24 protein-coding genes and 2 tRNA genes are annotated in these 26,354 nt (G+C 62.4%); 5 read left to right on the forward strand and 21 right to left on the reverse strand.

Features of this window, described 5'->3' with window-relative positions:
- Positions 1-71 precede the first annotated feature (71 nt).
- The 7 genes from CQ020_RS00740 to CQ020_RS00770 all read right to left on the reverse strand — a co-directional run bounded on the left by CQ020_RS00740 (position 72) and on the right by CQ020_RS00770 (position 5,564).
- Positions 72-1,139 carry a UDP-N-acetylmuramate dehydrogenase gene (locus CQ020_RS00740; protein WP_105690116.1) on the reverse strand — a complete coding sequence of 356 codons (1,068 nt, stop codon included), beginning with the start codon at positions 1,137-1,139 and terminating at the stop codon, positions 72-74.
- Positions 1,140-1,148: 9 nt separating this feature from the next.
- The gene (locus tag CQ020_RS00745) at positions 1,149-2,444 is read right to left on the reverse strand and encodes a sugar MFS transporter (protein WP_258141629.1); all 1,296 of its coding nucleotides are present in this window, start codon (positions 2,442-2,444) and stop codon (positions 1,149-1,151) included.
- A gap of 53 nt (positions 2,445-2,497) precedes the next feature.
- On the reverse strand, positions 2,498-2,935 hold the full coding sequence (locus tag CQ020_RS00750) for a MaoC family dehydratase (protein ID WP_105690118.1): 438 nt from the start codon (positions 2,933-2,935) through the stop codon (positions 2,498-2,500).
- A 2-nt stretch (positions 2,936-2,937) separates the two neighbouring features.
- Positions 2,938-3,387 (reverse strand): MaoC family dehydratase N-terminal domain-containing protein, encoded by a 450-nt coding sequence (locus CQ020_RS00755; protein WP_024817634.1) that lies wholly within the window; start codon positions 3,385-3,387, stop codon positions 2,938-2,940.
- Between the two features lie 57 nt (positions 3,388-3,444).
- Complete coding sequence (locus CQ020_RS00760) at positions 3,445-3,669, reverse strand: DUF3188 domain-containing protein (protein ID WP_105690119.1); 225 nt, start codon at positions 3,667-3,669, stop codon at positions 3,445-3,447.
- 108 nt (positions 3,670-3,777) lie between these two features.
- Positions 3,778-4,698 carry a DUF2797 domain-containing protein gene (locus CQ020_RS00765; protein ID WP_105690120.1) on the reverse strand — a complete coding sequence of 307 codons (921 nt, stop codon included), beginning with the start codon at positions 4,696-4,698 and terminating at the stop codon, positions 3,778-3,780.
- A gap of 2 nt (positions 4,699-4,700) precedes the next feature.
- Positions 4,701-5,564: a CoA ester lyase gene (locus CQ020_RS00770; protein ID WP_024817637.1), complete on the reverse strand. Its 864-nt coding sequence runs from the start codon at positions 5,562-5,564 to the stop codon at positions 4,701-4,703.
- Positions 5,565-5,934: 370 nt separating this feature from the next.
- Between CQ020_RS00770 and CQ020_RS00775 the strand changes: the two genes are divergently transcribed.
- The 4 genes from CQ020_RS00775 to CQ020_RS00790 are packed head-to-tail and all read left to right on the forward strand — an operon-like array spanning position 5,935 to position 9,775.
- On the forward strand, positions 5,935-6,963 hold the full coding sequence (locus tag CQ020_RS00775) for an ABC transporter substrate-binding protein (RefSeq protein ID WP_181151711.1): 1,029 nt from the start codon (positions 5,935-5,937) through the stop codon (positions 6,961-6,963).
- Between the two features lie 2 nt (positions 6,964-6,965).
- The gene (locus CQ020_RS00780; RefSeq protein WP_105690121.1) at positions 6,966-7,856 is read left to right on the forward strand and encodes an ABC transporter ATP-binding protein; all 891 of its coding nucleotides are present in this window, start codon (positions 6,966-6,968) and stop codon (positions 7,854-7,856) included.
- Entirely contained in the window at positions 7,856-8,788 is a 933-nt protein-coding gene (locus tag CQ020_RS00785) for an ABC transporter permease (RefSeq protein WP_105690122.1), read from the forward strand. Before CQ020_RS00780 ends, CQ020_RS00785 begins: the two co-directional genes overlap by 1 nt.
- A gap of 54 nt (positions 8,789-8,842) precedes the next feature.
- A complete protein-coding gene (locus CQ020_RS00790) occupies positions 8,843-9,775 on the forward strand; it encodes a TauD/TfdA family dioxygenase (RefSeq protein ID WP_105690123.1) in 933 nt (310 codons plus the stop codon).
- A 104-nt stretch (positions 9,776-9,879) separates the two neighbouring features.
- On the opposite strand, the gene CQ020_RS00795 is transcribed toward CQ020_RS00790, so the two are convergent.
- The 5 genes from CQ020_RS00795 to CQ020_RS00815 form a co-directional block, all read right to left on the reverse strand.
- Positions 9,880-10,839 (reverse strand): aldo/keto reductase family oxidoreductase, encoded by a 960-nt coding sequence (locus tag CQ020_RS00795; protein ID WP_105690124.1) that lies wholly within the window; start codon positions 10,837-10,839, stop codon positions 9,880-9,882.
- 23 nt (positions 10,840-10,862) lie between these two features.
- Positions 10,863-12,614, reverse strand: a complete 1,752-nt coding sequence (locus CQ020_RS00800; RefSeq protein WP_105690125.1) for a glycoside hydrolase family 13 protein — start codon at positions 12,612-12,614, stop codon at positions 10,863-10,865.
- Between the two features lie 77 nt (positions 12,615-12,691).
- Complete coding sequence (locus CQ020_RS00805; protein WP_105690126.1) at positions 12,692-13,570, reverse strand: carbohydrate ABC transporter permease; 879 nt, start codon at positions 13,568-13,570, stop codon at positions 12,692-12,694.
- Positions 13,570-14,454 (reverse strand): carbohydrate ABC transporter permease, encoded by an 885-nt coding sequence (locus CQ020_RS00810; RefSeq protein WP_043457420.1) that lies wholly within the window; start codon positions 14,452-14,454, stop codon positions 13,570-13,572. The genes CQ020_RS00805 and CQ020_RS00810 overlap by 1 nt, the downstream gene beginning before the upstream one ends.
- Positions 14,455-14,554: 100 nt before the next feature.
- The gene (locus CQ020_RS00815; protein WP_374955172.1) at positions 14,555-15,829 is read right to left on the reverse strand and encodes an ABC transporter substrate-binding protein; all 1,275 of its coding nucleotides are present in this window, start codon (positions 15,827-15,829) and stop codon (positions 14,555-14,557) included.
- 250 nt (positions 15,830-16,079) lie between these two features.
- Between CQ020_RS00815 and CQ020_RS00820 the strand changes: the two genes are divergently transcribed.
- Complete coding sequence (locus tag CQ020_RS00820) at positions 16,080-17,303, forward strand: ROK family protein (protein WP_105690128.1); 1,224 nt, start codon at positions 16,080-16,082, stop codon at positions 17,301-17,303.
- A gap of 28 nt (positions 17,304-17,331) precedes the next feature.
- On the opposite strand, the gene CQ020_RS00825 is transcribed toward CQ020_RS00820, so the two are convergent.
- The 9 genes from CQ020_RS00825 to CQ020_RS00865 form a co-directional block, all read right to left on the reverse strand.
- Positions 17,332-18,903, reverse strand: coding sequence for a Na+/H+ antiporter (locus CQ020_RS00825; RefSeq protein WP_105690129.1), 1,572 nt, complete (start codon positions 18,901-18,903; stop codon positions 17,332-17,334).
- A gap of 145 nt (positions 18,904-19,048) precedes the next feature.
- Positions 19,049-19,705, reverse strand: a complete 657-nt coding sequence (locus tag CQ020_RS00830; RefSeq protein WP_105690130.1) for an NAD(P)-binding oxidoreductase — start codon at positions 19,703-19,705, stop codon at positions 19,049-19,051.
- 66 nt (positions 19,706-19,771) lie between these two features.
- A tRNA-Met gene (locus CQ020_RS00835) sits at positions 19,772-19,845 on the reverse strand.
- 62 nt (positions 19,846-19,907) lie between these two features.
- A tRNA-Thr gene (locus CQ020_RS00840) sits at positions 19,908-19,979 on the reverse strand.
- 152 nt (positions 19,980-20,131) lie between these two features.
- Positions 20,132-20,611 carry a LysM domain-containing protein gene (locus tag CQ020_RS00845; protein WP_105690131.1) on the reverse strand — a complete coding sequence of 160 codons (480 nt, stop codon included), beginning with the start codon at positions 20,609-20,611 and terminating at the stop codon, positions 20,132-20,134.
- A 190-nt stretch (positions 20,612-20,801) separates the two neighbouring features.
- Positions 20,802-22,979, reverse strand: a complete 2,178-nt coding sequence (locus CQ020_RS00850; protein ID WP_105690132.1) for a DEAD/DEAH box helicase — start codon at positions 22,977-22,979, stop codon at positions 20,802-20,804.
- Between the two features lie 394 nt (positions 22,980-23,373).
- Positions 23,374-24,030, reverse strand: coding sequence for an MOSC domain-containing protein (locus CQ020_RS00855; RefSeq protein ID WP_105690133.1), 657 nt, complete (start codon positions 24,028-24,030; stop codon positions 23,374-23,376).
- A gap of 78 nt (positions 24,031-24,108) precedes the next feature.
- Positions 24,109-24,783 carry a response regulator gene (locus CQ020_RS00860; RefSeq protein ID WP_024817653.1) on the reverse strand — a complete coding sequence of 225 codons (675 nt, stop codon included), beginning with the start codon at positions 24,781-24,783 and terminating at the stop codon, positions 24,109-24,111.
- On the reverse strand, positions 24,780-26,318 hold the full coding sequence (locus tag CQ020_RS00865; RefSeq protein WP_105690134.1) for an ATP-binding protein: 1,539 nt from the start codon (positions 26,316-26,318) through the stop codon (positions 24,780-24,782). The genes CQ020_RS00860 and CQ020_RS00865 overlap by 4 nt, the downstream gene beginning before the upstream one ends.
- Positions 26,319-26,354 lie beyond the last annotated feature (36 nt).

Raw genomic sequence — 26,354 nt, forward strand, 5'->3', positions numbered from 1 at the left:
GCCGTATCGCACAACCAAAGCCCCGAGAGCTGATATAGCATCCGGCTCAAGCCCGGTGAGCGCAGGTGCTCCTAGAGGCCAACGCCGATCAGCAAGGGTTCCGGATGCAGCTCAATGCCAAAACGCTCGACGACGCCGGCACGCACCTCGCGCGCGATGGCCACCATGTCCGAGGCTGACGCTGAACCCCTGTTGGTGATGGCGAGCGTGTGCTTGGTGGATAGGGAGGCCCGGCCGCCGGAAACACTGGAGTCTTCCAGGCCAAAACCTTTAGCGAATCCGGCTTGGTCAATGAGCCAGGCCGCGGAGAGCTTCACCAGTCCGTCCGTGCCGGCGGGATACTTGGGCGCGTTCTCCGGCAAAGCAGAGGCAAGCTCCGCGGGCACGATCGGGTTGGTAAAGAATGAGCCCGTAGAATAGGTGTCTCGATCTGCCGCGTCCAGGACCATGCCCTTGGACGCGCGGAGTCGGAGGACTTCCCGGCGGACATCGTTTGAGTAGGCGCGTTTTCCAGTCTCCACGCCCAGGACGCGGGCCAGCTCGGCGTAACGGATGGGCGCACTCATCCGGCCCAGCGGCAACTGAAACTCGACTGTCAGGACAACGTAGCGGGGCGAGCCCTCAACTGTGGTCTGCTTCAGGATGGAGTCGCGGTAGCCGAACTTGAGCTCTGAGTTGGTGAAGGTCTGGACTGCGTTGCGCTCACGGTCCCACGTCCGCACAGCCGCAATGGTCTGTGAAACGTCTGCGCCATAGGCTCCCACGTTCTGCACAGGGGTGGCCCCCGTGGCACCTGGAATCCCGGACAACGCCTCCAGGCCGGACCATGCATGCAGCACGGAGTGTTCCACCAGTGCGTCCCAGTTATGGCCCGCCTGTACCACCACGGACACTCCCCCACAGCTGTCCTCGGAGTTCACGGTGAAGCCCTCGGAGGCGATCTTCAGGACCGTTCCGGGGTAGCCGTCGTCGGAGACCAGCAGGTTGGAGCCACCGCCGATGATCAGGATTTTCTCGCCTGCAGCGTCAGCAGACCGGACGGCGTCGATAATCTCCGCCTCGGTGCGGGCCTCAACATAGTTGCCCGCGGGGCCGCCAACGGCAGCAGTGGTCAGTTCAGAAAGCAGCGTTTGGGTCACCAATCAAGCCTAACGGGCTTCCTGGGGGTGCACGGACTTCGCCGCCTTCTGGCCAGCCAAGGGTGCCAGGAAGAAGCTGACCACCAGCAAGACCAAGGGCGCCAGCAGGGAATGCAGGATGCCGAAGTGTTCAGCCAGGAGACCCAGCAGCGGAGGGCCGCAGAGGAAGGCACCATAGCCGATTGTGGAGACCACCGACACACGGGCCGCAGCGTGAACCGGATCATCGGCAGCTGCGGACATTCCCACAGGAAACCCGAGTGAAGCGCCAAGGCCCCAGACCGCCAGCGCCACAAACGCCAGCCACGGAACCGGAGAAAACACGAAAAGAGACAGACCCACGACGGCGGTGGCGGAACACCAGCGCATCACCACCACACGCCCAAAACGGTCCAGGATGGCCGTGCCTGCGAAACGGCCAATGGTCATGAACGTCACGAAGAGCCCATACCCCACAGCGCCTGCGGCATCGGACTGTCCGTAGCCGTCGGCCAGTGCCAGAGCCACCCAGTCCCCCGCGGCTCCTTCGGCCAATGCCAGGCCAAGGACCAGGATACCGATCAGCAGGGTCCGACGATCACGCCAGGCAAGAGCTACCAGCCGCTTGTTATCTAGTGGAACGGCAGTTTTAGGCGCATCCGGCTGAGCGCCGTCCGGCTCGCCAGAAATGATGGGTAGCGGGCCGGTGGAGGGATCTTGGAAGGTATCGGTTTCTTCGTGGCGGAACGTCTGCGTAGCTGCAGCGGTCCTTTCCGCACGGAACCAGAAGGTGGCGGCGACCACCGAGGACGTTACCACCACGCCCGAAGCCAGAAAATGCCAGAACACGGGCATGTGGATGGCAGCTGCCCAGGCGCCAAAGCCCGCAGCCGCCACGGTCCCGAGGCTGAAGGCTCCGTGCAGGTGAGGCATGATGTGCCGCTGCAACTCACGTTCGAGCGAGGCCCCTTCCACGTTGGATGCGGTATTCCAACTGGCCGTACCCAGGCCCAGAATTCCCAAGCCGGCGGCCACCACCAGTGGACTGCCTGCAATAGAGGTGCCAATACCCACGGTGACAAGCCCCGCACCCACCATGCTGCTGCCGATCCTCGTGGTCAGCTTGGGGCCCAGCCGCAGCACAATAAGACCGGAGGCCGAGATCGAAATGAACGAGGCCACCGTCATGCACATGAGCAACAGGCCGATGCCACCCGGTGTGAGATTCAGTCCGTCGCGAATGGCGGGAAGTCGGGAAACCCACGTGGCGAATGCGATGCCGCTGGCCGCGTAGGAGGCAAGAACAGCGGCGCGCCACCGCGACATTTCTGTCGGAGTGGCGCTCGGTTTGCTGCGATGTTGCCAGGTGTTCGTTCGGTTCAAGAGACCTTCACAACCGCCTGCGATTTCATGAGGACCTTAAGGCCAGCCGCCACGACGGTGAGGTCCACGCGAGCGGTGCGGGCATCGGCGTCGAGCGCTCCCACCACCCCGGTGACGTCGATAGTGGCGCCGGCCTCATCGGTGCCAGTGGTATCGGTAACGAGAACGGGCTTGGTGAAGCGCGTCTGGTAATCGACGACGGCGGCGGGGTCACCGGCCCAGTCACTCACCAGCTGGACTGCGGCGCCCATGGTGAACATGCCGTGCGCAATGACGCCCGGCAATTCCACGGAGGTTGCGAAGGCTTCGTTCCAGTGGATTGGGTTGAAGTCGCCCGAGGCTCCTGCGTACTTGACCAGGTCCTGGCGGGTGACGTCAATGCTGCGCGTACCAATTTCCTGACCGACCGTCAGTTCTTCGAAAGTAGGGCTCATGGTTACTGTCCCTCTCCGCGGACCAGGATGGACGAGGTGGTGGTGGCGACCTTTTCGCCGGCTTCAGTGGAAATCTCGGAGCGGGTAGTGATCATGGCTCCCCCGCCCATGGCCCGGACGCCGTCAACGTGCAGTTCGGCTACCAGGCGGTCGCCGGCGACGATGGCCCGGTGGTGTGTGAAACGCTGATCGGCGTGGACCACCCGGGAAAAGTCGATGCCCGACTCCGGATCCTGGACCAGCTGGGCGTCGGCACGCTGGGCGACGATGATGGCAAACGTTGGCGGTGCAACGAGGTCGCTGTGGCCCAGGGCCTTGGCTGCCTCAACATCAAAATGCGCGGGGTTGCTGGCTTTCACAGCCTTGGCGAACTCGCGGATCTTTTCACGGCCGACGTCGTATACCTCTGCGGCAGGGTAGCTTCGGCCCTGCAGGTCCGGATTGATACTCATGGTCCAACCCTATCGGCCCCGGGAGCCCGGACGCAGCGCGTTGGCCAGGTGACGATGCTACTTCTTGTAGCTCTTGCGGATCTTCTGGCCCCGCACCACCAGTCCGGTGACATGGAGCAGCAGGCCAACGCCAATGACGGGCAACGAAGCCATGGCCAAGCCTTGGTTCCCGGAGGTGTTCCCCACGATGGACAGGACGAGCCCGACGGCGATCAAGCCCATGGCGCTGAAAACCAGCACTTTGTAGGACGTGGAGGCCGTAGCCCAAAATTGTTCCAGCACCGTCCAAGTCTACCGGCGCGTGATTGCCCGGGCCGCCGAGGGGTTAGCTCTCGCGGGAAAAGGGGGCGCTTCGGGTTGAGATGTCACCCTTCGCGGAAGATGAAAGGGTTAGAAGAGCGAGTCCTGCAGGGCCGGGATCTCCGTGGTGTGGGGACCGAACTCGATTTTGCGGCCTTTCAGAGCGCCAAGGTCTGCCACGAAGCTGCCCTCAATGTCATGGCCCGAAGCGTCGGGGAGGGCGGCCAAGGCGATCGCCCCTGAGAGTGAGTGGACCTGCAGGCCGTGCCCGCCGGCGTCGAACGTTGCGGGGTAGGGGTGCCGCAGGCCACCTTGGGCGCGGGCCGTGCACAGCGTGTTGGCCAACGCCGGACGCTCCCACTCTTCCTCCACCACCGAGTAGCCCGTCATGGCAAGGCCGCCCAACAGCTCGCGCACACTGCTGGCGTGCTGGCGGTTCAAGGATGAAAGCTCGACGGCGGCACGCGGCTCCACGAGGCCAGCCACCTTGGCGGCGGAACGGACTTGCTGGACGAGACCGAGTTCGCGGGTGACCAGGTCCTCCAGCAGGCGGACAACGCGCCCGTCCTCGGCGTGGGCCACATAGGAAGCATGGACGGCACCTTGCTCGGCGAGGCGGTTCCATTTGCGTTGCGCGGAGGCCGTGCCAATTTTTGTGGCACCGTTGGCGAAGGTGGCCACGTAGAGCCAGTGCGGCTGCATGAGGTAGGCCCGCAGCCCCGTTGGGACCGAACCGCCCCGGTGGAAATCGTGCATAAGGCGGGAGTCGTCCCGCGCAAAACAAGCACCGCATTGCTTGCCCCGCTCGGCCGGGGAGCTGCCACGGCACGGAACATGCGTGCGATCCCCCGGCCCGTGGACCTTCGTGTGGCCAAGGCACCACACCCCGGAGATAACGCGCAGGCCCAGGGTTGAACCCTGGGCCAACGCAATATCAGTGAACTCTGCGTCCGGCGAGAATAGCCTCAAAGCCGGTGACGAAGAGTCCCAAACGACTCCGTGTACAAGCATGCTTACAGGGAGGGCTGGACTCCGAAAGCGACGGCGAGCTTCATGATCTTCTCAGCACGGCCCAGACGCGGGAGGTCGGAACCGTCGCGGATGACGCGGCCGTTGGCCTCGAAGTCGTTCATGAAGTCGGTGGCCCAGGCAACGTCCGAAGGCGTGGGGCTGATGACCTCGTTGATCACGGTGGTCTGGTCGATGGCCAGGCAGAGCTTGCCGGTCATGCCCATGGTCACGGTGATGCCCGTCTGCTCGCGCAGGATGGGGTGGTTGGTGCCCACGGTGGGGCCATCGATGGGTCCCGGCAGGTTGCCCACGCGGCTGGCGACAACCAGCTTGGCACGCGGGTAGGCCATGGCCTCCGGAGTTGCAGCCATACCTGTATCGCGGCGGAAGTCACCCGAACCAAAGGCCAGGCGGAAAGCACCCTGGGCGCGTGCAATGTGGTTGGCTTCCTCGATGCCGAGGGCAGACTCCACCAGGGCAATCACGGGAGTCTTGCCATCCATGCGATGGTAGGACTCGGTGACCTGGTCAGCGGACTCGGTCTTGGCGAGCATCACGCCGAGCAGGCCGGGCGTGCCACGCAGCCCTGCGAGGTCGTCGGCCCAGAACTTGCTGGTGGCGTCATTGATGCGGACCCAGGCCTGGCCGCCTGCGGCAAGCCAGTTCACCACGTTCTCGCGTGCAGCGTCCTTCTGGGAAGGGTCCACGGCGTCTTCGATGTCAAGAATGATGGCGTCAGCGCGCGAACCCGCAGATTCATCAAAAAGCTCCGTTTTCATGGCGTTCACAAGGAGCCAGGAACGGGCGATGTCGGCGGGAATGTTGCGGGTGGGCCGAATGGACTCGGCGGCGATGCTAGACGTCATGTATCTACCGTATCCGTCCTGCGGGCCGCAAGGCGAAGAAAGCCGCCCGGTTGTGAGGATCAATACGAACTAAACCCCATATGACTGTGGGGTCCAACAGTATGAACGCCCGACGGCGGTACCCGCCAGTCATCTCCAGCCCACCGGTCGCTGTTGTTCACAGGGCTCAACGCAACGACTTGTGTCCTCGGGTTGCCGGGAATTGCCCAGGATTTCGTTCCGTGTCGGGCTGTTTCGCAGCGTTTCCGGGCGTTACCCGATCGCTTCCCAGCCGCCGTCGACATGCGCTTTCATCGTTCCCAAGCCGTTGCACACGTACCTAAGCAGACCGGCCCACCCAACACATCAGAATCCATTGAAAGTAGCTCCCATGAAACTGCATCTGCCCCTCCTGAGCGTCGCGGCCGCCGTCGTACTAGCGCTGACGGTGTCCGGCTGCGGCGGTGCAGCCGAAGCTGGACAAGCCAACCAGGCCGGCAACGAGGTCACCGAACTCCGGTACCAGGGCTCGGCCAACAACGTGACCTTTCCCGAGCTTGCGGCAGACCTGGGCTACCTCGGCGACCTGAAACTGAACTGGGTGGGCAACACCACCAGTGGCCCACAGGACATCCAGTCCGCAGCGACCAACCAGACCGACTTTGGCGGCGCGTTCTCCGGGGCGGTGGTTAAGCTCATCGAAGCCGGCGCTCCCGTCAAGGCAGTGACCAACTACTACGGCTCCGACGAGAAGACCTTCAGCGGTTACTACGTCAAGGCCGACAGCACCATCAAGGAACCACGCGACCTGATCGGCAAGAAGATCGCCGTCAACACCCTCGGCGCACACCACGAAGCCGTCATCAACACCTGGCTGACCAAGAACGGACTCAGCCAGGACGAGATCAAGCAGGTTCAGCTGGTCCCGCTGGCACCGAACGATACCGAAGAAGCCATCCGACGCGGACAGGTGGACGCGGGAACACTCGGTGGAGTGCTGCAGGACAGAGCCATCGAGGCAGGCGGACTGCGCTCCCTGTTCAGCGACGTGGAGTTGTTTGGAACGTTTGCGGGCGGCCAGATCGTGCTCCGAAACGACTTCATTGAAAAGAACCCGAACACCACCCGAACCTTCACCACAGGCGTTGCCAAAGCGATCAAGTGGGCAGCTGAGACTCCCCGCGACGAAGTCATTGCCCGTTTCACCAAGATCATCGAAAGCCGCGGACGCAATGAGAGCACGGCCAACCTGAAGTTCTGGAAGAGCCCGGGCGTCCCGGACGCCGGCGTGATCCAGGACAAGGACTTCACCCGCTGGGAGGCCTGGCTTGGCTCCGCCGGCATCGTCAAGGACAAGCTCACTCCGTCCAAGTACTACACCAACGACTTCAACGAACTCGCTGCAGCAAAGAAGGGATAGCCATGACAGCCAAAATCAGTCTCCGGAACGTCACCAAGGAATTCACGGTACGGGCCACAAAGGACACGGCCGCTACCCGACTGACCGCCATCGACTCGCTGAGCCTTGACGTCCGTGACGGCGAGTTCCTCACCCTGGTGGGTCCCAGCGGTTCCGGAAAGACCACACTCCTGGACCTGTTGGCAGGACTCTCCACACCAACCTCCGGCGAAGTTTTGGTGGACGGCAAACCCGTCACTGGTCCGGGCAAGGACCGGGCAGTGGTCTTCCAGCAGTACGCGTTGTTCCCGTGGCGGACGGCCTCTGCCAACGTCTCGATCGGGCTTGAAGGAGCGGGCCCTGACGGCAGGAAACTGAACCGCCGGGAACGGGCAGCCAAAGCAAAGGAGTACTTGGCCTTGGTGGGGCTTGCAGGTTTTGAGGACCGCTACCCGCATGAGCTCTCCGGCGGAATGAAGCAGCGCGTGGCCATCGCCCGAAGCCTGGCGTACGAGCCCGATGTGCTGCTGATGGATGAACCCTTCGCTGCGTTGGACGCCCAGACCCGCGAGCAGTTGCAGGACGAACTCCTCCGGATCTGGAAAGCCACAGGCAAGACCATCGTCTTCATCACCCACGGGATTGACGAGGCCGTGTACCTCGGCGAGCGCGTCGCAGTGCTGAGCGCGCGGCCTGGCCGGCTCAAGGAAATCGTGGACATTAATATCCCTGACCGCGACGGCGACGAGGACATCCGTTCCAACGCCGCTTTCGTGGAGCACCGCCACCAGGTGTGGACGCTCCTGCACGACGAAGTCCGTCGTGCCCAGGATGCCGGGCACCGCAAGATCCTCCCGGACGGCAGCGCACCTGACGAGCCTGCAACCACCATCACTGAAAGGAGCGCGGCCTGATGACCACCACGCTTACCCAAACCGAAGCCGCACCCAAGGCGGGCAGCCCGGCTGACCCGGGTGCCGCCGTCGAGCCGGCTCTGAGTGCGGAAAGCACACCGGCGCTCAGTGCGGAGAGCACGACGCCGGCACCCGGCAAAGTGCGGCGGGTTGCCTCAGCCGCGGGTTCAGTCCTGTGGAAGTCCGCAGCCATCCTGGCATTCCTTGCGCTGTGGGAGCTGGGGCCCACGTACTTGGCCAGTCCCTCCACACGAGTCTTCCTGCCGCCGCTGCATGAGGTGCTCCTGGCTTGGGGCAAGCTTTTCGAAGCAGGCACCATCCAGGGCCACATCGCGGCCAGCCTCACACGTTCCGTATCCGGTTTCGGTGCTGCCCTGGTGGCGGGAGTCTCCCTGGGCCTGCTCATCGCCTGGTACGGGCGGCTGAACTCGGTCCTGAATCCCTTGCTGGAACTGTTCCGCAACACCGCCGCGTTGGCTTTGCTTCCTGTGTTTACGCTGCTGCTGGGCATCGGCGAGGAATCCAAAATCAGCATTGTGGCCTACGCCGCGTTCTTCCCTGTTCTCCTCAACACCATCGCGGGTGTGAAGACCGTGGACCCGCTCCTGATCAGGGCTGCCCGCTCGTTGGGGCTCAACAGCTTCCGGCTTTTCCAGAAGGTCATCCTGCCATCGGCCGTTCCCACCATTTTTACGGGCATCCGCATGGCCGGAACCGCATCCATCCTGGTGCTGATTGCCGCCGAAATGGTCGGTGCAAAGGCTGGCTTGGGCTACCTGATCGTGAACGCGCAGAGCAGCTTCCTCATCCCGGACATGTACGCGGGCATCCTCACGGTGTCCCTGCTGGGGCTCGGCGTCAACTTCCTGTTGGTGGCCCTCGAACGGCACTTCTCCCGCTGGCGAACTGCCGTTGGCGCTGCCGCCTCCTAAACCACCCTCCGCGGCACCTGCCGCAACCATCACAACAAGTAAGGAAATCGAATCATGACCGTTATTACCGAAACCAAACTCGAGTTCGCCAAGCTCGGGTCCCGCATTGGCGCTGAAATCCGCGGCTTTGACATCAGCGGCGACCTCAGCGAGGACACTGTGGCGCAGATCAGGGCAGCCCTCAACGAACACAAAGCACTGGTGTTCCGTGAAGCCAACATCCTCAGCGACGAAGCGCAGGTGAAGTTCGCTTCGCATTTCGGCCCGCTCACCAAAGCACACCCGACCGTTGCCTCGGTGGAGGGTGAAGAGAACGTCCTGCCCGTGGACAGCGAAAACGGCTCGGCCAACAACTGGCACACGGACGTCACGTTTGTGGTCAACCCGCCGCAGGCATCCACCCTGCGCAGCATCGACCTTCCTGCCTACGGTGGCGAGACACTGATTGCTTCCTCGGCCGGTGCGTACAAGGACCTTCCGGAGGAGCTTCGCAATTTCGCGGACAACCTGTGGGCCATTCACACCAACGACTACGACTACTCGGTGCCCAAGAACCTGGAACACACCAATGCCGAGGAACGCCGCAAGGAGTTCACCCGCCTGAAGTTCGAAACGGCACACCCCGTGGTCCGGGTCCACCCGCTGACCGGCGAGCGCGGATTGTTTATTGGGGGCTTCGCGCAGCGGCTTCGAATTGTGGGGCTTTCCAACACCGAATCCAAGGACATCATCCGTCTGCTGCAGGCGTACGTGACGCGTCCGGAGAATGTGGTCCGCGTCAACTGGGAGCCGAACCAGGTGGTCCTGTTCGACAACCGCATCACCCAGCACTACGCCCCGGACAACTACGACGGCCAGCCGCGCAAACTCAACCGCGTGACCATAGCCGGGGACATTCCTGTGAGCATCGATGGCAAGCCCAGCCAGGCGATTCAGGGTGATTCAACCACGTATTCGGTGGTTGCTCCCATCAGTAACGTTTCGTAGGCGCACCCCATGTGTTGCTGTCCTCACCCAACTGAGTCGCAGTTCAGGCCGTTCTGAGCGTTGGAAACGGCCTCAATTGCGACTCAGTTGGGTTAAAAACAGTGTCACGGGATGTTGTTGCCCCTAGCCGCCACCCACAATCCGTACCATTCGGCACGGGACATCGTGGCAGCCACGGAGGCGGCATCGGCGCAGGCTTCTATCCGGGCAGGGTTGGTGGTTCCCACTACCGGAGAAATCCTTGCGGGATGCTTCATGAGCCAGCCCAGCAGCACCGCTTCAGGCGTGGTGCCCTTCTCCCCCGCCAACCGTTCCAACCTCGACGCCGTTGCCGACTCAGCCGCTGACAACTCTCCAGACTTCGCTCCCGTATAGCGTCCCTGGGCCAGGGAACCGTAGGCCTGAAGTTCAATTCCCTTGGCCATGCAATGTTCAAGAGTCCCGTGCGGAAAGCTGTATTCCAGCCCCTCAGCATGGTTGACCAGCACAGTGCTCTCCAGCCAGTCCCGCCGCAGCAAGCTCATTTCCAGCTGGTTCGCCACGATGGGCGTCTCCAGCTCGTCCTGAAGATAGGCGATCTGCGCGCCGGACATGTTGGACACACCCAGCTGCCCCACTTTGCCTTCCGCCATCAACTGCCCGACGGCGTCCGCCACCTCGCGCGGGTCCATCAACGGATCGGGCCGGTGCAGGAGCAGCACGTCCACGTAGTCCGTTTGGAGCCGTTTCAGGCTTTGGTGGACCCGTTCAAGGATGGCTTCCTTGCTGAGGTCGTAGTGCGTTTCCAGCCCGCGCTCGCCCAGCCTGATACCGCATTTGGTTTGCAGCCGGACCTTTTCGCGCAGGCCTTGCGAACGGGCGAGGACTTCACCAAACACGGCCTCCGACTTTCCACTGCGGTAAATATCCGCATGGTCGAACAGCTCAATGCCGATGTTCTGTGCGGCGTCAATCACCGCAGCTGCCTGATCGATCTCTGCAGCACCGTAGGACGTGCCGTCCCAAGGTCCACCGAGGCCCATGCAGCCGTAGATGAGGCGTCCCCGCCCGTTCCCAGTAGTCATGCTCTAAGTTTTACCCGCTGCCCTTAGGAGTTGCGGACAATCCACGCAGTGGTGTCGGCCGGGAGCTTGCCGCTCTCCAGCGGCCCGCTGGAGACTACGACCTCGCCCTCGGGAAGCTCAACGGGATCACTGCCGAAGTTAGTCACCGTGTGCCAGCCACCAGGGCGGCTGAAGTGCAGCACGTCCTGGTTGCCGGTCTCAACCCATTCGAGTTCCTCATCGGTCTGGAGGTCACTGCGCAGACGGAGTGCTTGGCGGTAAAGCTCCAAGGTGGAACCCTCCACTCCCTCCTGCTTGGCTACTGCGTAGTCCTGGAACCACTCCGGCTGCGGCAGGTGCGCCCCACCGGCACCAAAGCCGAAGGATGAGCCCTCTGCGGTCCACGGCAACGGCACGCGGCAACCGTCGCGGCCGATCTCAACGCCAGGGTTGCGGAAGAAGGACGGGTCCTGACGTTCGGCGTCGGGAATTTCCGACACTTCGCGCAAACCCAGCTCTTCACCTTGGTAAAGGTAAGCCGAGCCAGGAAGCGCGAGCAGCAAAAGCGTTGCGGCGCGGGCGCGGCGCAAGCCGAGTTCGACGTCGAGCTCTTCAGCCGGCGCACCGGCCAAAAGCCATCCCTTGCCGTCCTGGCCCTTGGTGCCGCCGGTGACATCCTGGGCAGCGTTGGTTCCCTGCGCTACAGAGCCACCCTTGGGCAGGCCGTAGCGGGTGGCGTGGCGGACGACGTCGTGGTTGGAGAAAACCCACGTGGAAGATGCGCCGGACTCCTTGGCAGCCACGAGGTTGTCCGTGATGATCTTCTTGAAGGACGCGGCATCGAAATCGGACTGCAGGAGATCGAAGTTGAACGCCTGGCCCAGTCCTTCCGGGCTGGCGTAACGGGCACGGCGGGTTTCGTGGACCCAGGCCTCTGCCACAGCGGTTCGCGGCGGGTTGTACTCGTTGAAGAGCTTGCGCCATTCTGCGTAGACCTCGTGTACTTCATCGCGGTCCCAGAACGGGTGGGAACCATCGGCAAATCCATCGGTGCCGTGGGCTTTGGCCTCAAGCTCCGCTTTCATGGGCAGCGGTTCGGAAAGATCCTTCGCCATGCCGTGGGCCACATCGATACGGAAACCGTCCACGCCGCGGTCCGACCAAAAACGAAGGGTCTTCAGGAAGTCCTCTCGGATCTCCGGGTTCTCCCAGTTGAAGTCCGGCTGCTCCTTGGCGAAGATGTGCATGTACCACTGGCCGGGCGTGCCGTCCGGTTCGGTGATGCGATCCCAGATTGGTCCGCCGAAGACGGAGTCCCAGTCCGACGGCGGCAACTCGCCGTTCTCTCCCCGTCCGTCCCGGAAGATGTAGCGCTCACGTGCTGCCGAGCCCTTGGGCGATGCCAGCGCTTCCTTGAACCACTCGTGGCGGTCCGAGGAGTGGTTGGGGACGATGTCCACCACGATCTTGATGCCTGCGGCGTGCAGGGCCGCGGCCATCTCGTCGAAGTCCTCAAGCGTTCCCAGCTTCGGGTCCACATTGCGGTAGTCATCGACGTCGTAGCCGCCGTCCGCGAGCGCCGAAGGGTAGAACGGGCTCAGCCAGACGGCGTCGATTCCCAACTCTTTCAGGTAAGGGACTTTGGCCGTGACGCCTTTGATGTCGCCCAGACCGTCGCCATTCGCGTCATAGAAGCTGCGTGGATAGATCTGGTAGACAGCAGCCTGGCGCCACCAGTTCGGATCGGACATGCGGTCGGTGCCGGTGTGGTGTGCCTGTGTGGCGGAAGTGCTCACGAAACTCCTTTGATTTAGAATCTAAATTTATCTCCGGGACCAGTATGAAACGCCGGTCCGCTGAAGGTCAACAATGCTCAGCCCTTAACAGCACCCTGTGTCACACCGGCCATCACCCAACGCTGGGTGAACAGGTAAGCAACGATCGCCGGCGCCATAGCCATCAGATAAGAGGCGAAGGACACGTGATAGTTGTTGCTGAACTGTGTCTGGAAAAGGTTCTGCCGGACGGGAAGCGTTTGCATTGCCGGATCGGAAATAATCAGCGACGGCATCATGAAGTCATTCCACGCATAGAGGAAAGCGAAGATCCCCACGGTAGCGCTCATTGGTGCGAGCAACGGGAAGATGAGCTTCCAGAAGGTCTGCCACGTGCTAGCGCCGTCGATCCTGGCGCTCTCTTCCAACTCCATGGGGATGGAACGAAGGAACGCAGTGAAGAGCAGCACACTGAAGCTCAACTGAAACATGGTGGCCAGCAGGATGACGCCGAACGGGTTATCCAAGCCGAGGCGTCCTGTGAGTTGGATCTGCGGCAACGCAACCACGGGGAAGGGAATGAACATGGCCCCCAGGAGGTAGAAGAACGAGTACCTGAAAAGCCGTCGTTCCCAGTTCCGCACAATCGCGTAGGAAGCGAACGCGGCCAGGATGATGGTGGCCAGGACGGTTCCCGCTGTCACCAGCAGAGACATCGCGGCACCCACCGGGAAGTTCGTCAAGGTCCAGGCCTGGAAGAAGCCGTCAAGACTGAAGGGCGCCGGGAAGGAAAAGGCATTTCCATCCACAGCCTGGCCCTGGGTCTTGAACGCCATGGAGACTGTCACATACAAGGGAAGGAGCACTGTCACCGCGCACAGGACCAGGACGGTGGTTGCCGGCCAGTTGACGCGTTCAACCGTGGAACTGGATTTTTTGGTGATTACCGGGCTGGTGGTCATGGATTCGTTTTTCATCACAGTGCATTCCGTCCGCGAGTCAGCGAGAGCTGCAGGAGAGAGATCAGGATGGCCACCACGAAGAAGATGGTGGCGTTGGCCATCTGGTAGGCGTAGTCGCCGCCGTTGAAGCCGGAGATGACTGTCATGGCGATGCTCCGGGTAGAGGTCCCCGGGCCTCCATTGGTCAGTCCCACGATGATGTCGTAGGCGTTGAGGAAGCCCTTGAAGCCGAGAATGATATTGATCACCACGTAACCGGCCACCAGAGGAAGGGTAATCTTCACCAGTTGCTGGAATTTGCTTGCGCCATCGATTTCCGCTGCCTCGTAGACATCTCCGGGCACTGCTACCAGGCCCGCGATGTAGATGAGCAGGGCTCCGGGAACTGCCTGCCAGGCCGTGACCATCACGATTGCTATCCACGCGAAGTCTGGATTAGCGAGCAGACTGCTTTCCAGCCAGGGAATTCCTGCCGCAGCACCCAGCGACGGAAGGGAGTTCGAAAACAGGAAGTTGAACACGTAGGCGATGATGATGCCGGAAACCACCATGGGGATCACGAAGATGGTCCGCAGAGCCGACTTCATCCGGATGCGCGAGGTGAGTCCGACGGCAAGAAGGAAGGCGACCACGTTAACAGCGATCACTGTGACGATGGAGAATCCAAAGGTGAAAAGGTAACTCTGCAGGATGGCCGGATCGCTGAAAATTGCGATGTAGTTGGTCAGTCCGATGAACTCCCAGTCGCCGATCCCAATGGAGTCCGTGAAGCTGAAGAAGATCCCAATGACGCCCGGGACGGTGATGGCCAGGGTGAAAAGGATGAGGCTGGGCACCAGGAAGAAGTAGAAGATGGGCTCAACGCGCCGCTTCCTTTGCCGGCTAGGGGGACTCTGCATTTGGCGATGCTTGATTTCGCGATTTCTGGTTTCGCGGCTCTGCCCGGAGGTGGTTGGGGTGCTGATGCTGGACATGTGTCTGACTCCCTATGGGTACGCACTACTGGCGGAACGCCAGGCGCGCCCAATCTGCGTCGAGGGTGCGGAGGGTGGATGCAGGGGACGCGCCGAACACGATTGCCTGCGTGTAGTTCATGATGGGGATGGTGCGGGGAACCAGAACCGACGGGCCTTGATACACCTTGGCGTCGTTGTAGTACTCCACCATCCCTTCGATCCTGGGATCGGGGACGTTTGCTGTGTCCTTGGTGGGTGTGAAGCCCAACTGAGATTTGTTGTAAGCATCAATCACCTCGGGCTGGTACAGGTACTCCAGGAAGTCACGCGCAGCATCCTTATGCTTGGAAGACTCCGGAATCCACGCCGCGAGGTCCACATTGACGCGGACGCGCAAGTCCTCGGGGTCCTCAGTCATGGGCAGCGGAAAGGTTCCGAGTTGCAGATCGGGGGCAGTCTTGGCGATCTCGCTGAAGGCCCAGGGGCCCTGGAGGTACATGGCAGCCTTGCCCTGTGAGAAGGCCAAGTTTCCATCACCGTACGCCCGGCTTGCAGCATCCTTGTTGACGTAGCCCTTTGCCAGCGTCAACATCTTCTGGACGGGTTGATCAAAGTCTTTTTGGAATGACGCCGAAGACTCCGGTCCGACGTCCACGCCTTCAGCGTCAAGCTTCTTGAAGAAGTCCAGGGTGTCCAGCTGGCCACCTACCGAGTAGTCGAACCATCCTTGGGCGATGGTCCAGTCATCCTTCCACGTGGCATAGAACGGCGTTACTCCCGCGGCTTTCAGCGCTTCACACGCTGCGATCAGTTCGCTCCAGGTGGTGGGGACCGCAATGTTATGGGCAGCGAAGATCTCCTTGTTGTAGATCACCGAGGATGCCATGACCGAGTACGGCAAGGCGCTGGTCCGGCCCGGATAGGAACCGTACTGGTCCATGAGCGGCTTGAGGTCCTCGCGGATGCGGGAGGCCGCGTCCGTTCCGGACAGATCACTCAACGCTCCGCGCTGAACGAACCGGGACGTTTCCATGTTGTAGTTGGCGAGGGCAATGTCCGGCGGATTGCCGCGGACGAAACTCGCGGACACGACGTCGACGCCGGACGTGTCCAGGACCACCTCGGTGTCATCCTGCGAAGCGTTGTAGTCGGCAACCAGTTTGGTCATGAACCCAATGGCTTCCCGTTTGCTGAACGTGAAGCGGATGGTCTCCTTGCCCGTCTCTCCCGCGCCCGATTCTCCGGTGCAGCCGGAGAGAAGGCCGGAAAGCAGCGCCAAGCCCAAGCCCATCGCTGCGAAGCGTTTCCTGCGTGTCATTTTCACAGACACCGTAGCCCTTTCGTCTTGCGGACCTCAGTGGCCGCATTGCATCGTGCAGCGGACTGAGTGCAGCGCCACGCGAAGTTTAGATAGGCGATAAATTTACTACCTATCGCTAACCATGGTGAGTGATGTCCGCCACAGCGTCAAGAGTTAGGCGAAATGCGTCGTCATCTAAATTTATGCACTAAATTTAGAGAGACCGCTCTATCATCCCGGTGGGCGGCTAAAGAGTTGGAGCTCATGAATGCAGCCCGGGACCGCACCGTCAACGCAACTGGTACGCAGGGTCAATGCCAGCGCAATGCTCAAGGCCATGCGCGGCGCCGGCATCGTCACCGGCACCGAACTCATGGCGGCCACCGGACTTTCCCGCGCCACCGTCATATCCATCTGTGACGAACTCGTCCGTCTCGGCTGGCTCCAGGAATTGGAGAACCAGCGAGGAGCCGGCGACTACGTCAAAGGCAGGCCCGCTCGGCGCTTCGCTTTCGACGACAGCGCCGCAAGCGTGATCGGCATCGACATAGGAGCCAACAAGATCACGGCGATCGTTGCTGACATGGCCGGAACACCCTTATCCCAAGTCACCATGCCTTTCCGCGCCTACAACGTTCCGGCCGATGAACGCGCAGATGTGCTGGACCGGATCGTGGCCGATGCCTTGGAGAAGGCAGGCATTTCCGCAGATTCTGTTCTTGCCGTATCTGTTGGGGTGGCTGCACCAGTCAGCCGTCAGGGCGAAGTCCTCACGGCCCAGGAATTCTGGAAATCCTTTGATGTGCGCCGGATCGTTTCCGAACGCCACGGGTGGCATGTGCTCCTGGAAAACGACGCCAACCTCGCAGCCCTCGCAGAACGCTGGCAGGGCAGCGCGCAGGGTGTGGACAACCTGGTGGTCATGCTGGCCGGCGACCGCCTGGGGTCAGGAATCATGGAATCCGGACGTTTGCTCCATGGGCAGGTTGGCGCCTTTGGGGAGCTGGGATACCTGGACACCGTGGATGGGGTGGGCGACACCTACGGCATCGCCCACTATGCCACGTTGTGGGGCCGGGAAATCTTGGACTCGGGTACGGAAACGACACTGCGGGCATTGTGCGGCGGCAATCCGGAAGCCCTCACTGCAGAGATGGTCTTCAGGGCAGCAGCGGAAGGCGACCAAGCATCCCGTGACATCCTGAAGCGCATGGCACACCGCATGGCCCGGGTTGTGGGCTCCATCAGCACGTTGGTGAATCCTGAGCTGGTGGTCATTGCCGGAGCTGTGGCAGCGCCTGCCCGTGCCCTGATCCCCGCCATGGAAAAGCAGGTGCACGAGTTCACCTTCACTCCCCCACGCCTGGCAACCTCCGAACTCGGCGACGGCATCGTGTCCCTCGGCGCGATCCGCCATGCTTTGGACCATGTGGAAGAGCACGCCCTGGATCTCTACCCGGCGTCATTGCCCCAGCACGTAGCAGCGGGCTGATCCGCCTGGATCCGGTCCGGGGTTGGCCCTAGTCCGGCATCGACATGGTCCGCAGGTCCAGTTGCCGGAGTACCCTGTCAGCTACTTCAGGATCGGTACCTGGCTCGTTGCGGGCCGCCACTACTTCCTGGCGGGCGGCATCCAGGGCGATGGTTTGCACGGCAATGGAGAGCTCCCGTCCACGCTTGCGTTTCTCCGCAACGGATTCGTTCTTTAGCGTCCCGTCCAACAGCTCCGCATGGAGGCGCCGCATCTTTTCCTTGACCAGGGTTACCTTCTCGGCAGGGAGTTCCTTCATGAGGTCGTGGTCCTTCAGCGCGGCCACTGCAGCCGACTGGGCCCGCTTGGCCAGGACCTTCGCGGCGTCCTGTTCATGTGTTCCGTCCTCCGTCGCGTCCAGTACGCGCATGAGCCACGGCAGAGTAAGTCCGGGGAGGACCAGGGTGGCAAGGAGGACCGCACAGGCGATCACCAGGATCTCATGGCGGGCAGGGAAGTCGCTGCCGTCCGGCAACGTCATGGGGAGCGCCAAGGCCAGCGCCAGGGTGGCCAGGCCGCGCATGCCACACCATGTCAGGATCAGCACTTCCTTGGGCGACGTTGGTTGCAGCAGGTTTCTCCGTTTTTGTGCGGTGAGGGCGAGCAGGCCCAGCCACAGGAAGCGCACCACGAACACCAGAATGCAGATCACCACGGCCATGCCGATCATCCCGAAAATGGCGGTGCCTTCATCGCGGATGACGTGACGGATTTCCAGCCCCACCAGGCCAAAGGCAAGCCCGGTGGCCAGCAGCTCCACTACATCCCAGAAGGCGGTCCGTGTAATGCGTTCGGCAGCGTCCTGCGGCCGCGTATGGCGCTGAAGTTCCAAAGCGGTGACGACGACGGCCACCACACCTGAGGCGTGCAGCTCTTCCGCGAGGATGTAGGCGGCGAAAGGAACCACCAGGGTTACGGCACTGCGGGCAACCATTGACGTCACCAGCGTGGTGATGAACCTTGTGAGCCAACCCATCGCGATACCAATGACCACGGCCAGTGCAGCGCCTATGACAAACTGCGGAATGACTTCAGGGCCCACTTCCTTGCCGGACATGGTTGCCGCCACCGCTGCCTGGAAGATCACGATTGCCGCGGCGTCGTTGAAGAGTCCTTCGCTTTGGAGGACCGTGATGAGCCGGCGCGGCATGTGCACGCGGCCCGCCACGGACTCCACAGCTACGGGGTCCGGAGGGGCCACCATGGCACCCAGGGCAATCGCGGCTGGAATGCCGATTCCCGGGATCATGAGCCAGGCAGCACCGGCCACCACTGCAGTGGAGACCACCACCAAGGCCACGGCCATCAGAAGGAGTGTCCGCCAGCGCACGCGGAAAACCGCCCAGGAACTCTTCTGCGCCGTAGCGAACAGCAAGGGCGGAAGGAAGATCGGCAGGATCAGTTCAGGCGAGATCTCAAACTCGGGGAAGCCGGGAATGAAGGTTAGCCCAACAGCCAGGAGGAGCATCAGGACCGGATAGGGAAGCCGGAGCCTGTCCCCCAAGCCCACTGCAACCACCGTCGCAAGCAGCAACCCGACAATGAGCGCCAACTGATCCATGTTCCTGCTTCCCCTGATGTTGCACGGCACTTCCCCAGACCCAGCCGAAAACCCAGGCCACGCCGAAAAAGTTCCCTACCAACATATCCCGGGGCGCAGGCAGTCCACGCGGGATGACGCGTCCGCCAGCGCCTCCGCTGCCGGGTCAGTCTTCCGTGAGGGCGTCCACCACGTCTTTGGTTCCGTCTTTGAACGCGATGGTCCGGCCGATGGTTCCCGGCAGTTCCAAAACGGCGGCTGTCACCAAGGCAACGTTGGCCCGGGAGGTCTCCGTGCCGTTGCCCGGATTCTCCGGATCAGGTTGGATCAATCCCGTGGCAGGTTCATCGGTGAGCGTTCCCGGGCCCAGGACGGTCCAGTCGAGGTCCGTGGAGCGCAAGTAGTCATCCGCAGCCGCTTTAGCCTCGGCGTAGGCAAAGAACGGGTTGTCCGCGGGCACTCCGTGGTCCTTGGCGGCACCGATGTAGGACACCATCACATACCGCTTGACCCCGGCCTCGGACGCAGCGTCCATCGACCGAATGGCAGCGTCACGATCCACGGCATAGGTCCGGGAAGGATTCCCTCCTCCGGCTCCGGCTGACCAGACCACGGCATCATGGCCCTGTAGCGCTTGGGCGAGTTCCGCCGTCGTCGAATTTTCCACATCCAGCACCTCAGCGGAGGCGCCCGTCTCCGTGACATCTGCCACATGATCGGGATTTCGAATGAAAGACGTGACGTCGTGACCTTCGCCACTAAGAATGCGGGACAGATGCAGGGCCACTTTCCCGTGGCCGCCAATGATTGCGATTCGGCTCATGGATCTATTCTGTCCCACCCAACAAAAAAAGACCCCGCAGGCCAAAAGCTGCGGGGTCTTGCTCTGTAGCGGTGGGGAGGCTCGATCTCCCGACCTCACGATTATGAGTCGTGCGCTCTAACCAACTGAGCTACACCGCCACGAATGAGAAAAACCTGTGTCAAGCCGGTCAAAAACCGCCTTGACACAGGCCCTCATTCAGAGCCCCCCACCGGAATCGATCCGGTGACCTCGTTCTTACCAAGAACGCGCTCTACCACTGAGCTAGGGGGGCAACGAGTAAATACTCTACCGGACGATTTCAGAAGCTACAAATCGGCGAAAAAACGCGGAAAAACGGCGCCGACACAATTTGCGAAGGCGTCATTTTTCTGATCCAACTGCGGCTTCATCGGCCGTCGAAGTCCGCCCTTTCGAGGCTCGCTGTCAGGGCAGCCGGAGCACCTGTCCGGGGTAGATCCGATCCGGATTGGGCACAGTGTCCGCGTTGGTGGCGATGAGGGCACCCAGGTCCACGCCGTACTGCGCAGCTATCCCGCTCATGGTGTCGCCCTGCTCCACCACAACCTCCGTGACCCTCGGTGCCACCGGTCCCGGCTGCCCGGCCCCTGCGGCGGCCTCAGCGGCGGCTTCCTCCGCTTGTGGGCGGACTTCAGGGGCCTCGGGCTCCAAGCCCTCATTCGCGGCCTCCTGCGCTGCTGCAGCGTCCGCGGCCTCCTGCTGCCGGGCCGCCTGTGCCGCTGCAGCTTCCGCTGCGGCCTGATCTGCTGATGAAACCTCGACGGCGGCAGCATCCTCAGCTGCCTGGGCCACCGCAGTCCGGTCTACCGGAACTGACTCGCTTCTGTCCTCAACGCCCTTTCCGCCGAAGCCCAGGCTCTTTCTTACGTTGTCCAGCAATCCCATGGAGCACCCTCCTGCGTTCGCTTGCGGCCAGTCGGCCAGCACCTTGATGGTACGGCGGGGCGGGGACGCATGTAACCCCGTTAAACACGTCAGGGGGCCGACTCGAAAGCCGGCCCCCTGACGGAAACTACTTAGTGATGACCACCAAGGAAGTGTTTACCACTTGCCAGTGTTTACCACTTGCCAGTGTTTACCACTTGCCCTTGCGGTTGAAATCGCGGTGTCCACCTTCGCCGCCACTGCGGGGCTTGCGTGCACCATCGCCGTGACCGCCGAAGCGGGATCCGCTGGCCTGGCCGCGATCGCGGTCGCCGAAGCTGCCTGCGGTGCGCTCGGAGCGGTCGCTGTAGGAGCGGCCACCACGGTCAGCGGAGGTACGCTCGCCGCCTTCGGACTTGCGGAAGTCCTTCTTGAAGCCACCGTTGCCCTTGAAGTTGCCACCGCCACGGTTTTCGCGGTCGCCATAGCCGCCACGTCCACCACCCTGGTAGCTGCCACGATCGCCACTGGGCTTGCGGCCGTTGTCCAGCTCAAGGTTGATCAACTCGCCACCGATGCGGGTGCGGGACAGTGCGCGCAACTGATCGGCGCTCAGGTCTGCCGGGAGCTCCACCAGGGAGTGGTCCGAGCGGATGTCGATGCCGCCGATCTGTGCGGAGGAGATGCCGCCTTCGTTGGCAATGGCGCCGACGATCGAACCCGGCATGACGCGCTGGCGGCGTCCCACGGAGATCCGGTAGGTGGCGTTGCCTTCGGTGAGTGCGCGGGTCGGGCCACGCGAACCGAAGCCATCCTTGGAGCGCTCACGCTTCTGGTATTCAGGAGCGGCCGGCAGTTCCTTGACCAGCAAGGGCTGTCCACCCTGGGCCATGACGGCCAAGGCTGCAGCGATTTCCGAAGCCGGAACGTTGTGCTCTTCCTCGTAGGAGGAGATGAGGTCACGGAACGCTGCGACATCCTCGGAAGCGAGGGTCTCGGTGATGCGCTCGGCGAACTTGCCCAGACGCAGGGTGTTCACGGTCTCAGCAGTGGGCAGGTGCATCTGCTCAACCGGCTGACGGGTTGCCTTCTCGATGGAACGCAGCAAGTACTTCTCACGCGGCGTCATGAACAGGATGGCGTCACCGCTACGGCCTGCACGGCCCGTACGGCCAATGCGGTGCACGTAGGACTCGGTGTCGTGCGGGATGTCGTAATTGATGACGTGGCTGATGCGCTCCACATCAAGACCACGGGCAGCGACGTCGGTGGCCACGAGGATATCGATGCGGCCTTCCTTCAGTGCGTCAACAGTGCGCTCGCGCTGCTGCTGCGGGATGTCGCCGTTGATGGCGGCAGCCTGGAAACCGCGGGACTTCAGCTTGTCGGCGAGGTCCTCGGTAGCCATCTTGGTCCGCACGAAGGCAATAACGCCGTCGAACTCTTCAACCTCGAGGATGCGTGTCAGGGCATCGAGCTTGTGCGGGCCCATGACCTGGAGGTAGCGCTGCTTGGTGTTGGCGCCGGTGGTGGTCTTGGACTTCACCGAGATTTCAGCCGGGTTGTTCAGGTACTGCTTGGACATGCGGCGGATCTGGCCCGGCATGGTGGCAGAGAACAACGCAACCTGGCGGGTTTCCGGGGTCTGCTGGAAGATCTGCTCAACGTCATCGGCGAAGCCCATGCGCAGCATCTCGTCAGCTTCGTCCAGTACCAGGTACTGGAGCTCGGAAAGGTCCAGGGAACCCTTGGCGATGTGGTCGATCACACGGCCGGGGGTACCCACAACAACCTGTGCACCTCGGCGCAAGCCGGCGAGCTGGGGGCCGTAAGCCGAGCCACCGTACACCGGGAGGACGGTGAAATCGTCAATGTGCTTGGCGTAGGAGGTGAAAGCCTCAGCAACCTGAAGGGCAAGTTCACGCGTCGGAGCCAGGACCAGTGCCTGGGTCTTGCGGGACGGGCCATTGAGGTCGTGAAGTTCAGCCAGGCGGGACAGCGCAGGAACGGCGAAAGCCGCGGTCTTGCCGGTACCGGTCTGGGCGAGGCCCACAACGTCGCGGCCTTCGAGCAGCAACGGGATGGTGGCTGCCTGAATGGGGGACGGCTTCTCGTAGCCGACGTCCTGAAGGGCGGCCAGGACGCGTCCGTCGATGCCAAGGTCGACGAACTTGACGCCTTCTTCTTCTTCCTCAGCGTCTGCCTTGGGAGCAGGAGCTTCGGTGAAGGCGGGGACTGCAGTCTCAGCTGCAGGAGTCTCGACGGGGGCAGCGGCAACGGCCGGTGCTTCAGCTTCGGCGGGAGCGGAGGTTTCTGCAACATCAGCAGAAACGGGGGTCGCTACATCAGCGGACTCGGCGTCGAAGTTTTCGTTGAGATTTTCGGTCATAGGGGGAAATTCCTCATCCATAGGGCAGTCGGCGCGGCCCGGTTGGGCTTGGCCGCATTACTCGTCGCGAGAAACAGGAAAGGTGCCCTGCTTTCGCAAGAAGTCCGGCGCTATCGCAATCCCATGGCAGGACTTCCCGCTGCATCTCTTGGCTGCTATCCCAGCAGTCTGTACAGCGTTTTCTTTAGCCGGCTCTCCCTATGAAAATGCCCACACACATTTGCGGGCCCCAACACTTACCAGTCCTGCCTCAAGAATTGGGCAGGATAAAGGGATTTCCGGAGTGGGGGATATTTCAAGTGTAGGGCACAGAGGCCCATCACCGCGACTTGAGGGACGGCAAAGGCCGGGTGAGCTTGTTCACACCCGTATCTGGTGGTGCAGGGGCGCCGCCCTAGAGGCCGCTTCTGCGCAAAACTTTTTCGAAGACGGGGTGGTAGTCCTCCTGCAACCGGATCTCTCCGTCGGCATCTGCATCCAGCAGGATCTGAACCAGTTCTGCGGTGGGTTCGCTGAACCACTGGCCCACAGTGATGCCGTGCTTGGGTACGAAGGTGCGGTGGAGGTGGTCTCCCGCAGAAATCGTGCCTGTCTTGATCACCCGGAGGTAGGTTCCAACCCGGCCGGCCTGCGTGAAGCGCTTCACCCATTGCGGCTCGCCAATCACCCGTTGGAACGTGGCACAGGGAACACGGGGGGACGTGACCTCCAGCTCAACGTCCAAGCCGATCTTCCACCGTTCGCCAATGACAGCCCCGGTGGTTTCGATTCCCGTGACCCGCAGGTTCTCGCCGAAAATTCCGGCAGGCATCTCCCGCTGCAACTCTTCTGACCAGTAGTCCGCGTCCGCCTGCGAATACGCATAGAGGGCCTGATCTTCCCCGCCGTGATCCACCCGGTTTGCCTGGACATCCCCATGCAGCCCCAGCTTGTGGACCTTCACAGGCCCCTCCACCGGACGCTTGTCCATGCCCGTGACGCCCACACTCCCCGCGGGGTCGGGCAGCAGCTGGTGGACACGGCAGACGGCAAGGAGGGATGCGGTGTTCATGGACACCAGTGTACGTACGTCCCTGGCCGGCAGGGCCGGGGTGGCCCAGATGGGCCGGGGTGCCAGTGTGGCCCAGGACTAAGGATCGAAGCGGTAGCCCATGCCCGCTTCGGTATGCAGGTGCCGCGGCTCGGCAGGATCCCGCTCCAGTTTCCGCCGCAGCTGGGCTATATAGACGCGCAAGTACTGCGTTTCCTTCGCGTACGCCTGTCCCCAAACCTGGGTGAGGATCTGCTGCTGACTCACCAGCTTCCCCTTATTACGGACCAGCAGCTCCAGGATGTTCCATTCCGTGGGTGTCAGGCGCACTTCCGAGCCATCTTTGAGGATCTTCTTGCCCGCCAGGTCCACCATGAAGTCCGTGGTGGACAGCGTTGGTTCCTCATGTTCGGTGACAACCCGGCGCGAGGCGACCCGAAGCCGCGCGAGCAGCTCATCCAAACCGAAAGGCTTGGTCACGTAGTCGTCCGCACCGGCGTCGAGCGCTTCAACCTTGTCCTCCGAGGCGTGCCGCGCGGACAGCACAATGATGGGCATGCTGCTCCAGCCACGAATGCGCCGGATGATCTCCACCCCGTCCATGTCCGGCAAGCCGAGGTCCAGCACCACGATCTCCACGGGTTGCTTGGCGGCAGCTTGCAGGGCGTCGGCGCCGTTTCCCACAGTCAGCGCCTGGTAGCCGTGGGCTTGAAGGGTCACCTGCATGGCGCGGGCAATGCGGGCTTCATCCTCGACGATCAGCACCAGCGTCATTGCGCACCCCCTGTCCACAGCGGCAAGGTGACCACCATGGTCAAGCCGCCACCCGGCGTCGGCTCCGCAGCGAGCCTGCCGCCCATGGCCTCGCTGAACCCCTTCGCGACGGCCAGGCCCAATCCAATCCCGCCACCAGCGCTGATGCCCCCGCCCGGCGACGGCGACGGGGATGAGGAATCACCGAAGCGTTGGAACGGCTGGAAAATATCCACCACTTCCCTGTGCCCCACTCCCCTGCCGTGATCAATGATCCGCAATTCGCTGGCAGGCCGGTCCCCCAGAGTGATCCCCTCACCCGCGCGGGCAGTGAGGACAACATCGGAGTCCGGCGCATACTTCACGGCGTTCTCCACAATGTTGGCCACCACCCGCTCCAACATTCCGGCGTCGGCCTGCACCGGGGGAAGATTGGGCGGCAATTCATTACGCAGCCGCTCCCTGGAAACTCCCCGCAATGCCTGGGGCAACACTTCAGCCCACACAATGCCCGTCAGCAACGGATTGACCGCGTCCGCCGTAATGCGCGACATGTCCAGGAGGTTGTCCACTAAATGGTCCAGGCGGTCGGCATACTCCTCAATGGTCTCCAGCAACTCGCGTTCCACGTCCGGCGGAAAATGCACGTCCTCTTGGCGCAGGCTGCTGACAGCAAGCTTGATTCCGGCCAACGGGGTCCGGAGGTCATGGGAGACAGCGCGCAGGATGGAGGTCCGCATCTTATTGCCCTCAGCCAACCGCACGTTGTCACGCCGGCTTTCCACCAACTGCTGCCTGTCCCGGACAGCCACCACGAACGCCCCGAACGCGGCCAGCATCCGGTGCTGGTGGGCTGACAACGGACCGCCGCGCAGCAGCAAGGTGTAGTGGGGATCGACGACGGCGGCATGGTCTGCGGCGGCGTGGGTCACCGGCGGATTGGGGCCGGCACCCGCCAGGACACGCCATTCCGGTGACGCACCGGCCGCACCTCGTGCAGAGGAACCTTCCGGAGGTGACCCCAGCAGCGTCACCGCTTCCATGCCCAGATTGCCGCGCACTTTTTCAAGGAACGTTTCCAGGCTTCCATCCGAGCTCAGGATGCGCAGGGCGAGCTCACTGAGGGCCGTGGCCTCGGCCCCGGAGCGGGCTGCCTCCTGCGCCCGGCGGCTGGCAAGGCCCACTGCGAGCGCAACCCCGCAGGCCACCGCAAGAAAAACCACCAACGTGAACAAAGTGGTGGGATCGGCGATGGAAAGGGAACCCACCGGGTCAGCGGAGAAGTAGTTAAGGAGGAAACTGCCCAGCACCGCGGCGACCACTGCCGGCCACAAACCGCCGATGGCTGCCACCGCAACAGCCACGGCCAGTTGCAACAGCATGATCATGGCGAAGTTGCGGAAACCGAGGACTGTGACCATGAGTTCGATGCCCGGCGGCAACAAAACAGCCAGCACCAGGCCCGTGATGACCCGTCCAGCGCCAATGCCGCGGACCGGCGGGAGCCTCAGCAGCACGCCGTCGTCGCCGTTGCTATTTGCTTCAGGTCCCGCCATGGCTACATCCTTACATGCTTCCAAGCATGGGGACTT

This window comes from Arthrobacter sp. MYb23 (genome assembly GCF_002979775.1).
GTDB lineage: Bacteria > Actinomycetota > Actinomycetes > Actinomycetales > Micrococcaceae > Arthrobacter.

Excerpts from the sequence above, each read along its gene's own strand:
- CQ020_RS00745 (WP_258141629.1), bottom strand. The coding sequence starts at position 2,444 with ATGTCGCGGTGGCGCGCCGCTGTTCTTGCCTCCTACGCGGCCAGCGGC.
- CQ020_RS00750 (WP_105690118.1), bottom strand. The coding sequence starts at position 2,935 with ATGAGCCCTACTTTCGAAGAACTGACGGTCGGTCAGGAAATTGGTACG.
- CQ020_RS00755 (WP_024817634.1), bottom strand. The coding sequence starts at position 3,387 with ATGAGTATCAATCCGGACCTGCAGGGCCGAAGCTACCCTGCCGCAGAG.
- CQ020_RS00765 (WP_105690120.1), bottom strand. The coding sequence starts at position 4,698 with ATGCTTGTACACGGAGTCGTTTGGGACTCTTCGTCACCGGCTTTGAGG.
- CQ020_RS00770 (WP_024817637.1), bottom strand. The coding sequence starts at position 5,564 with ATGACGTCTAGCATCGCCGCCGAGTCCATTCGGCCCACCCGCAACATT.
- CQ020_RS00775 (WP_181151711.1), top strand. The coding sequence starts at position 5,935 with ATGAAACTGCATCTGCCCCTCCTGAGCGTCGCGGCCGCCGTCGTACTA.
- CQ020_RS00780 (WP_105690121.1), top strand. The coding sequence starts at position 6,966 with ATGACAGCCAAAATCAGTCTCCGGAACGTCACCAAGGAATTCACGGTA.
- CQ020_RS00785 (WP_105690122.1), top strand. The coding sequence starts at position 7,856 with ATGACCACCACGCTTACCCAAACCGAAGCCGCACCCAAGGCGGGCAGC.
- CQ020_RS00790 (WP_105690123.1), top strand. The coding sequence starts at position 8,843 with ATGACCGTTATTACCGAAACCAAACTCGAGTTCGCCAAGCTCGGGTCC.
- CQ020_RS00795 (WP_105690124.1), bottom strand. The coding sequence starts at position 10,839 with ATGACTACTGGGAACGGGCGGGGACGCCTCATCTACGGCTGCATGGGC.
- CQ020_RS00805 (WP_105690126.1), bottom strand. The coding sequence starts at position 13,570 with ATGAAAAACGAATCCATGACCACCAGCCCGGTAATCACCAAAAAATCC.
- CQ020_RS00810 (WP_043457420.1), bottom strand. The coding sequence starts at position 14,454 with ATGCAGAGTCCCCCTAGCCGGCAAAGGAAGCGGCGCGTTGAGCCCATC.
- CQ020_RS00815 (WP_374955172.1), bottom strand. The coding sequence starts at position 15,829 with ATGACACGCAGGAAACGCTTCGCAGCGATGGGCTTGGGCTTGGCGCTG.
- CQ020_RS00820 (WP_105690128.1), top strand. The coding sequence starts at position 16,080 with ATGCAGCCCGGGACCGCACCGTCAACGCAACTGGTACGCAGGGTCAAT.
- CQ020_RS00825 (WP_105690129.1), bottom strand. The coding sequence starts at position 18,903 with ATGGATCAGTTGGCGCTCATTGTCGGGTTGCTGCTTGCGACGGTGGTT.
- CQ020_RS00830 (WP_105690130.1), bottom strand. The coding sequence starts at position 19,705 with ATGAGCCGAATCGCAATCATTGGCGGCCACGGGAAAGTGGCCCTGCAT.
- CQ020_RS00845 (WP_105690131.1), bottom strand. The coding sequence starts at position 20,611 with ATGGGATTGCTGGACAACGTAAGAAAGAGCCTGGGCTTCGGCGGAAAG.
- CQ020_RS00850 (WP_105690132.1), bottom strand. The coding sequence starts at position 22,979 with ATGACCGAAAATCTCAACGAAAACTTCGACGCCGAGTCCGCTGATGTA.
- CQ020_RS00855 (WP_105690133.1), bottom strand. The coding sequence starts at position 24,030 with ATGAACACCGCATCCCTCCTTGCCGTCTGCCGTGTCCACCAGCTGCTG.
- CQ020_RS00860 (WP_024817653.1), bottom strand. The coding sequence starts at position 24,783 with ATGACGCTGGTGCTGATCGTCGAGGATGAAGCCCGCATTGCCCGCGCC.
- CQ020_RS00865 (WP_105690134.1), bottom strand. The coding sequence starts at position 26,318 with ATGGCGGGACCTGAAGCAAATAGCAACGGCGACGACGGCGTGCTGCTG.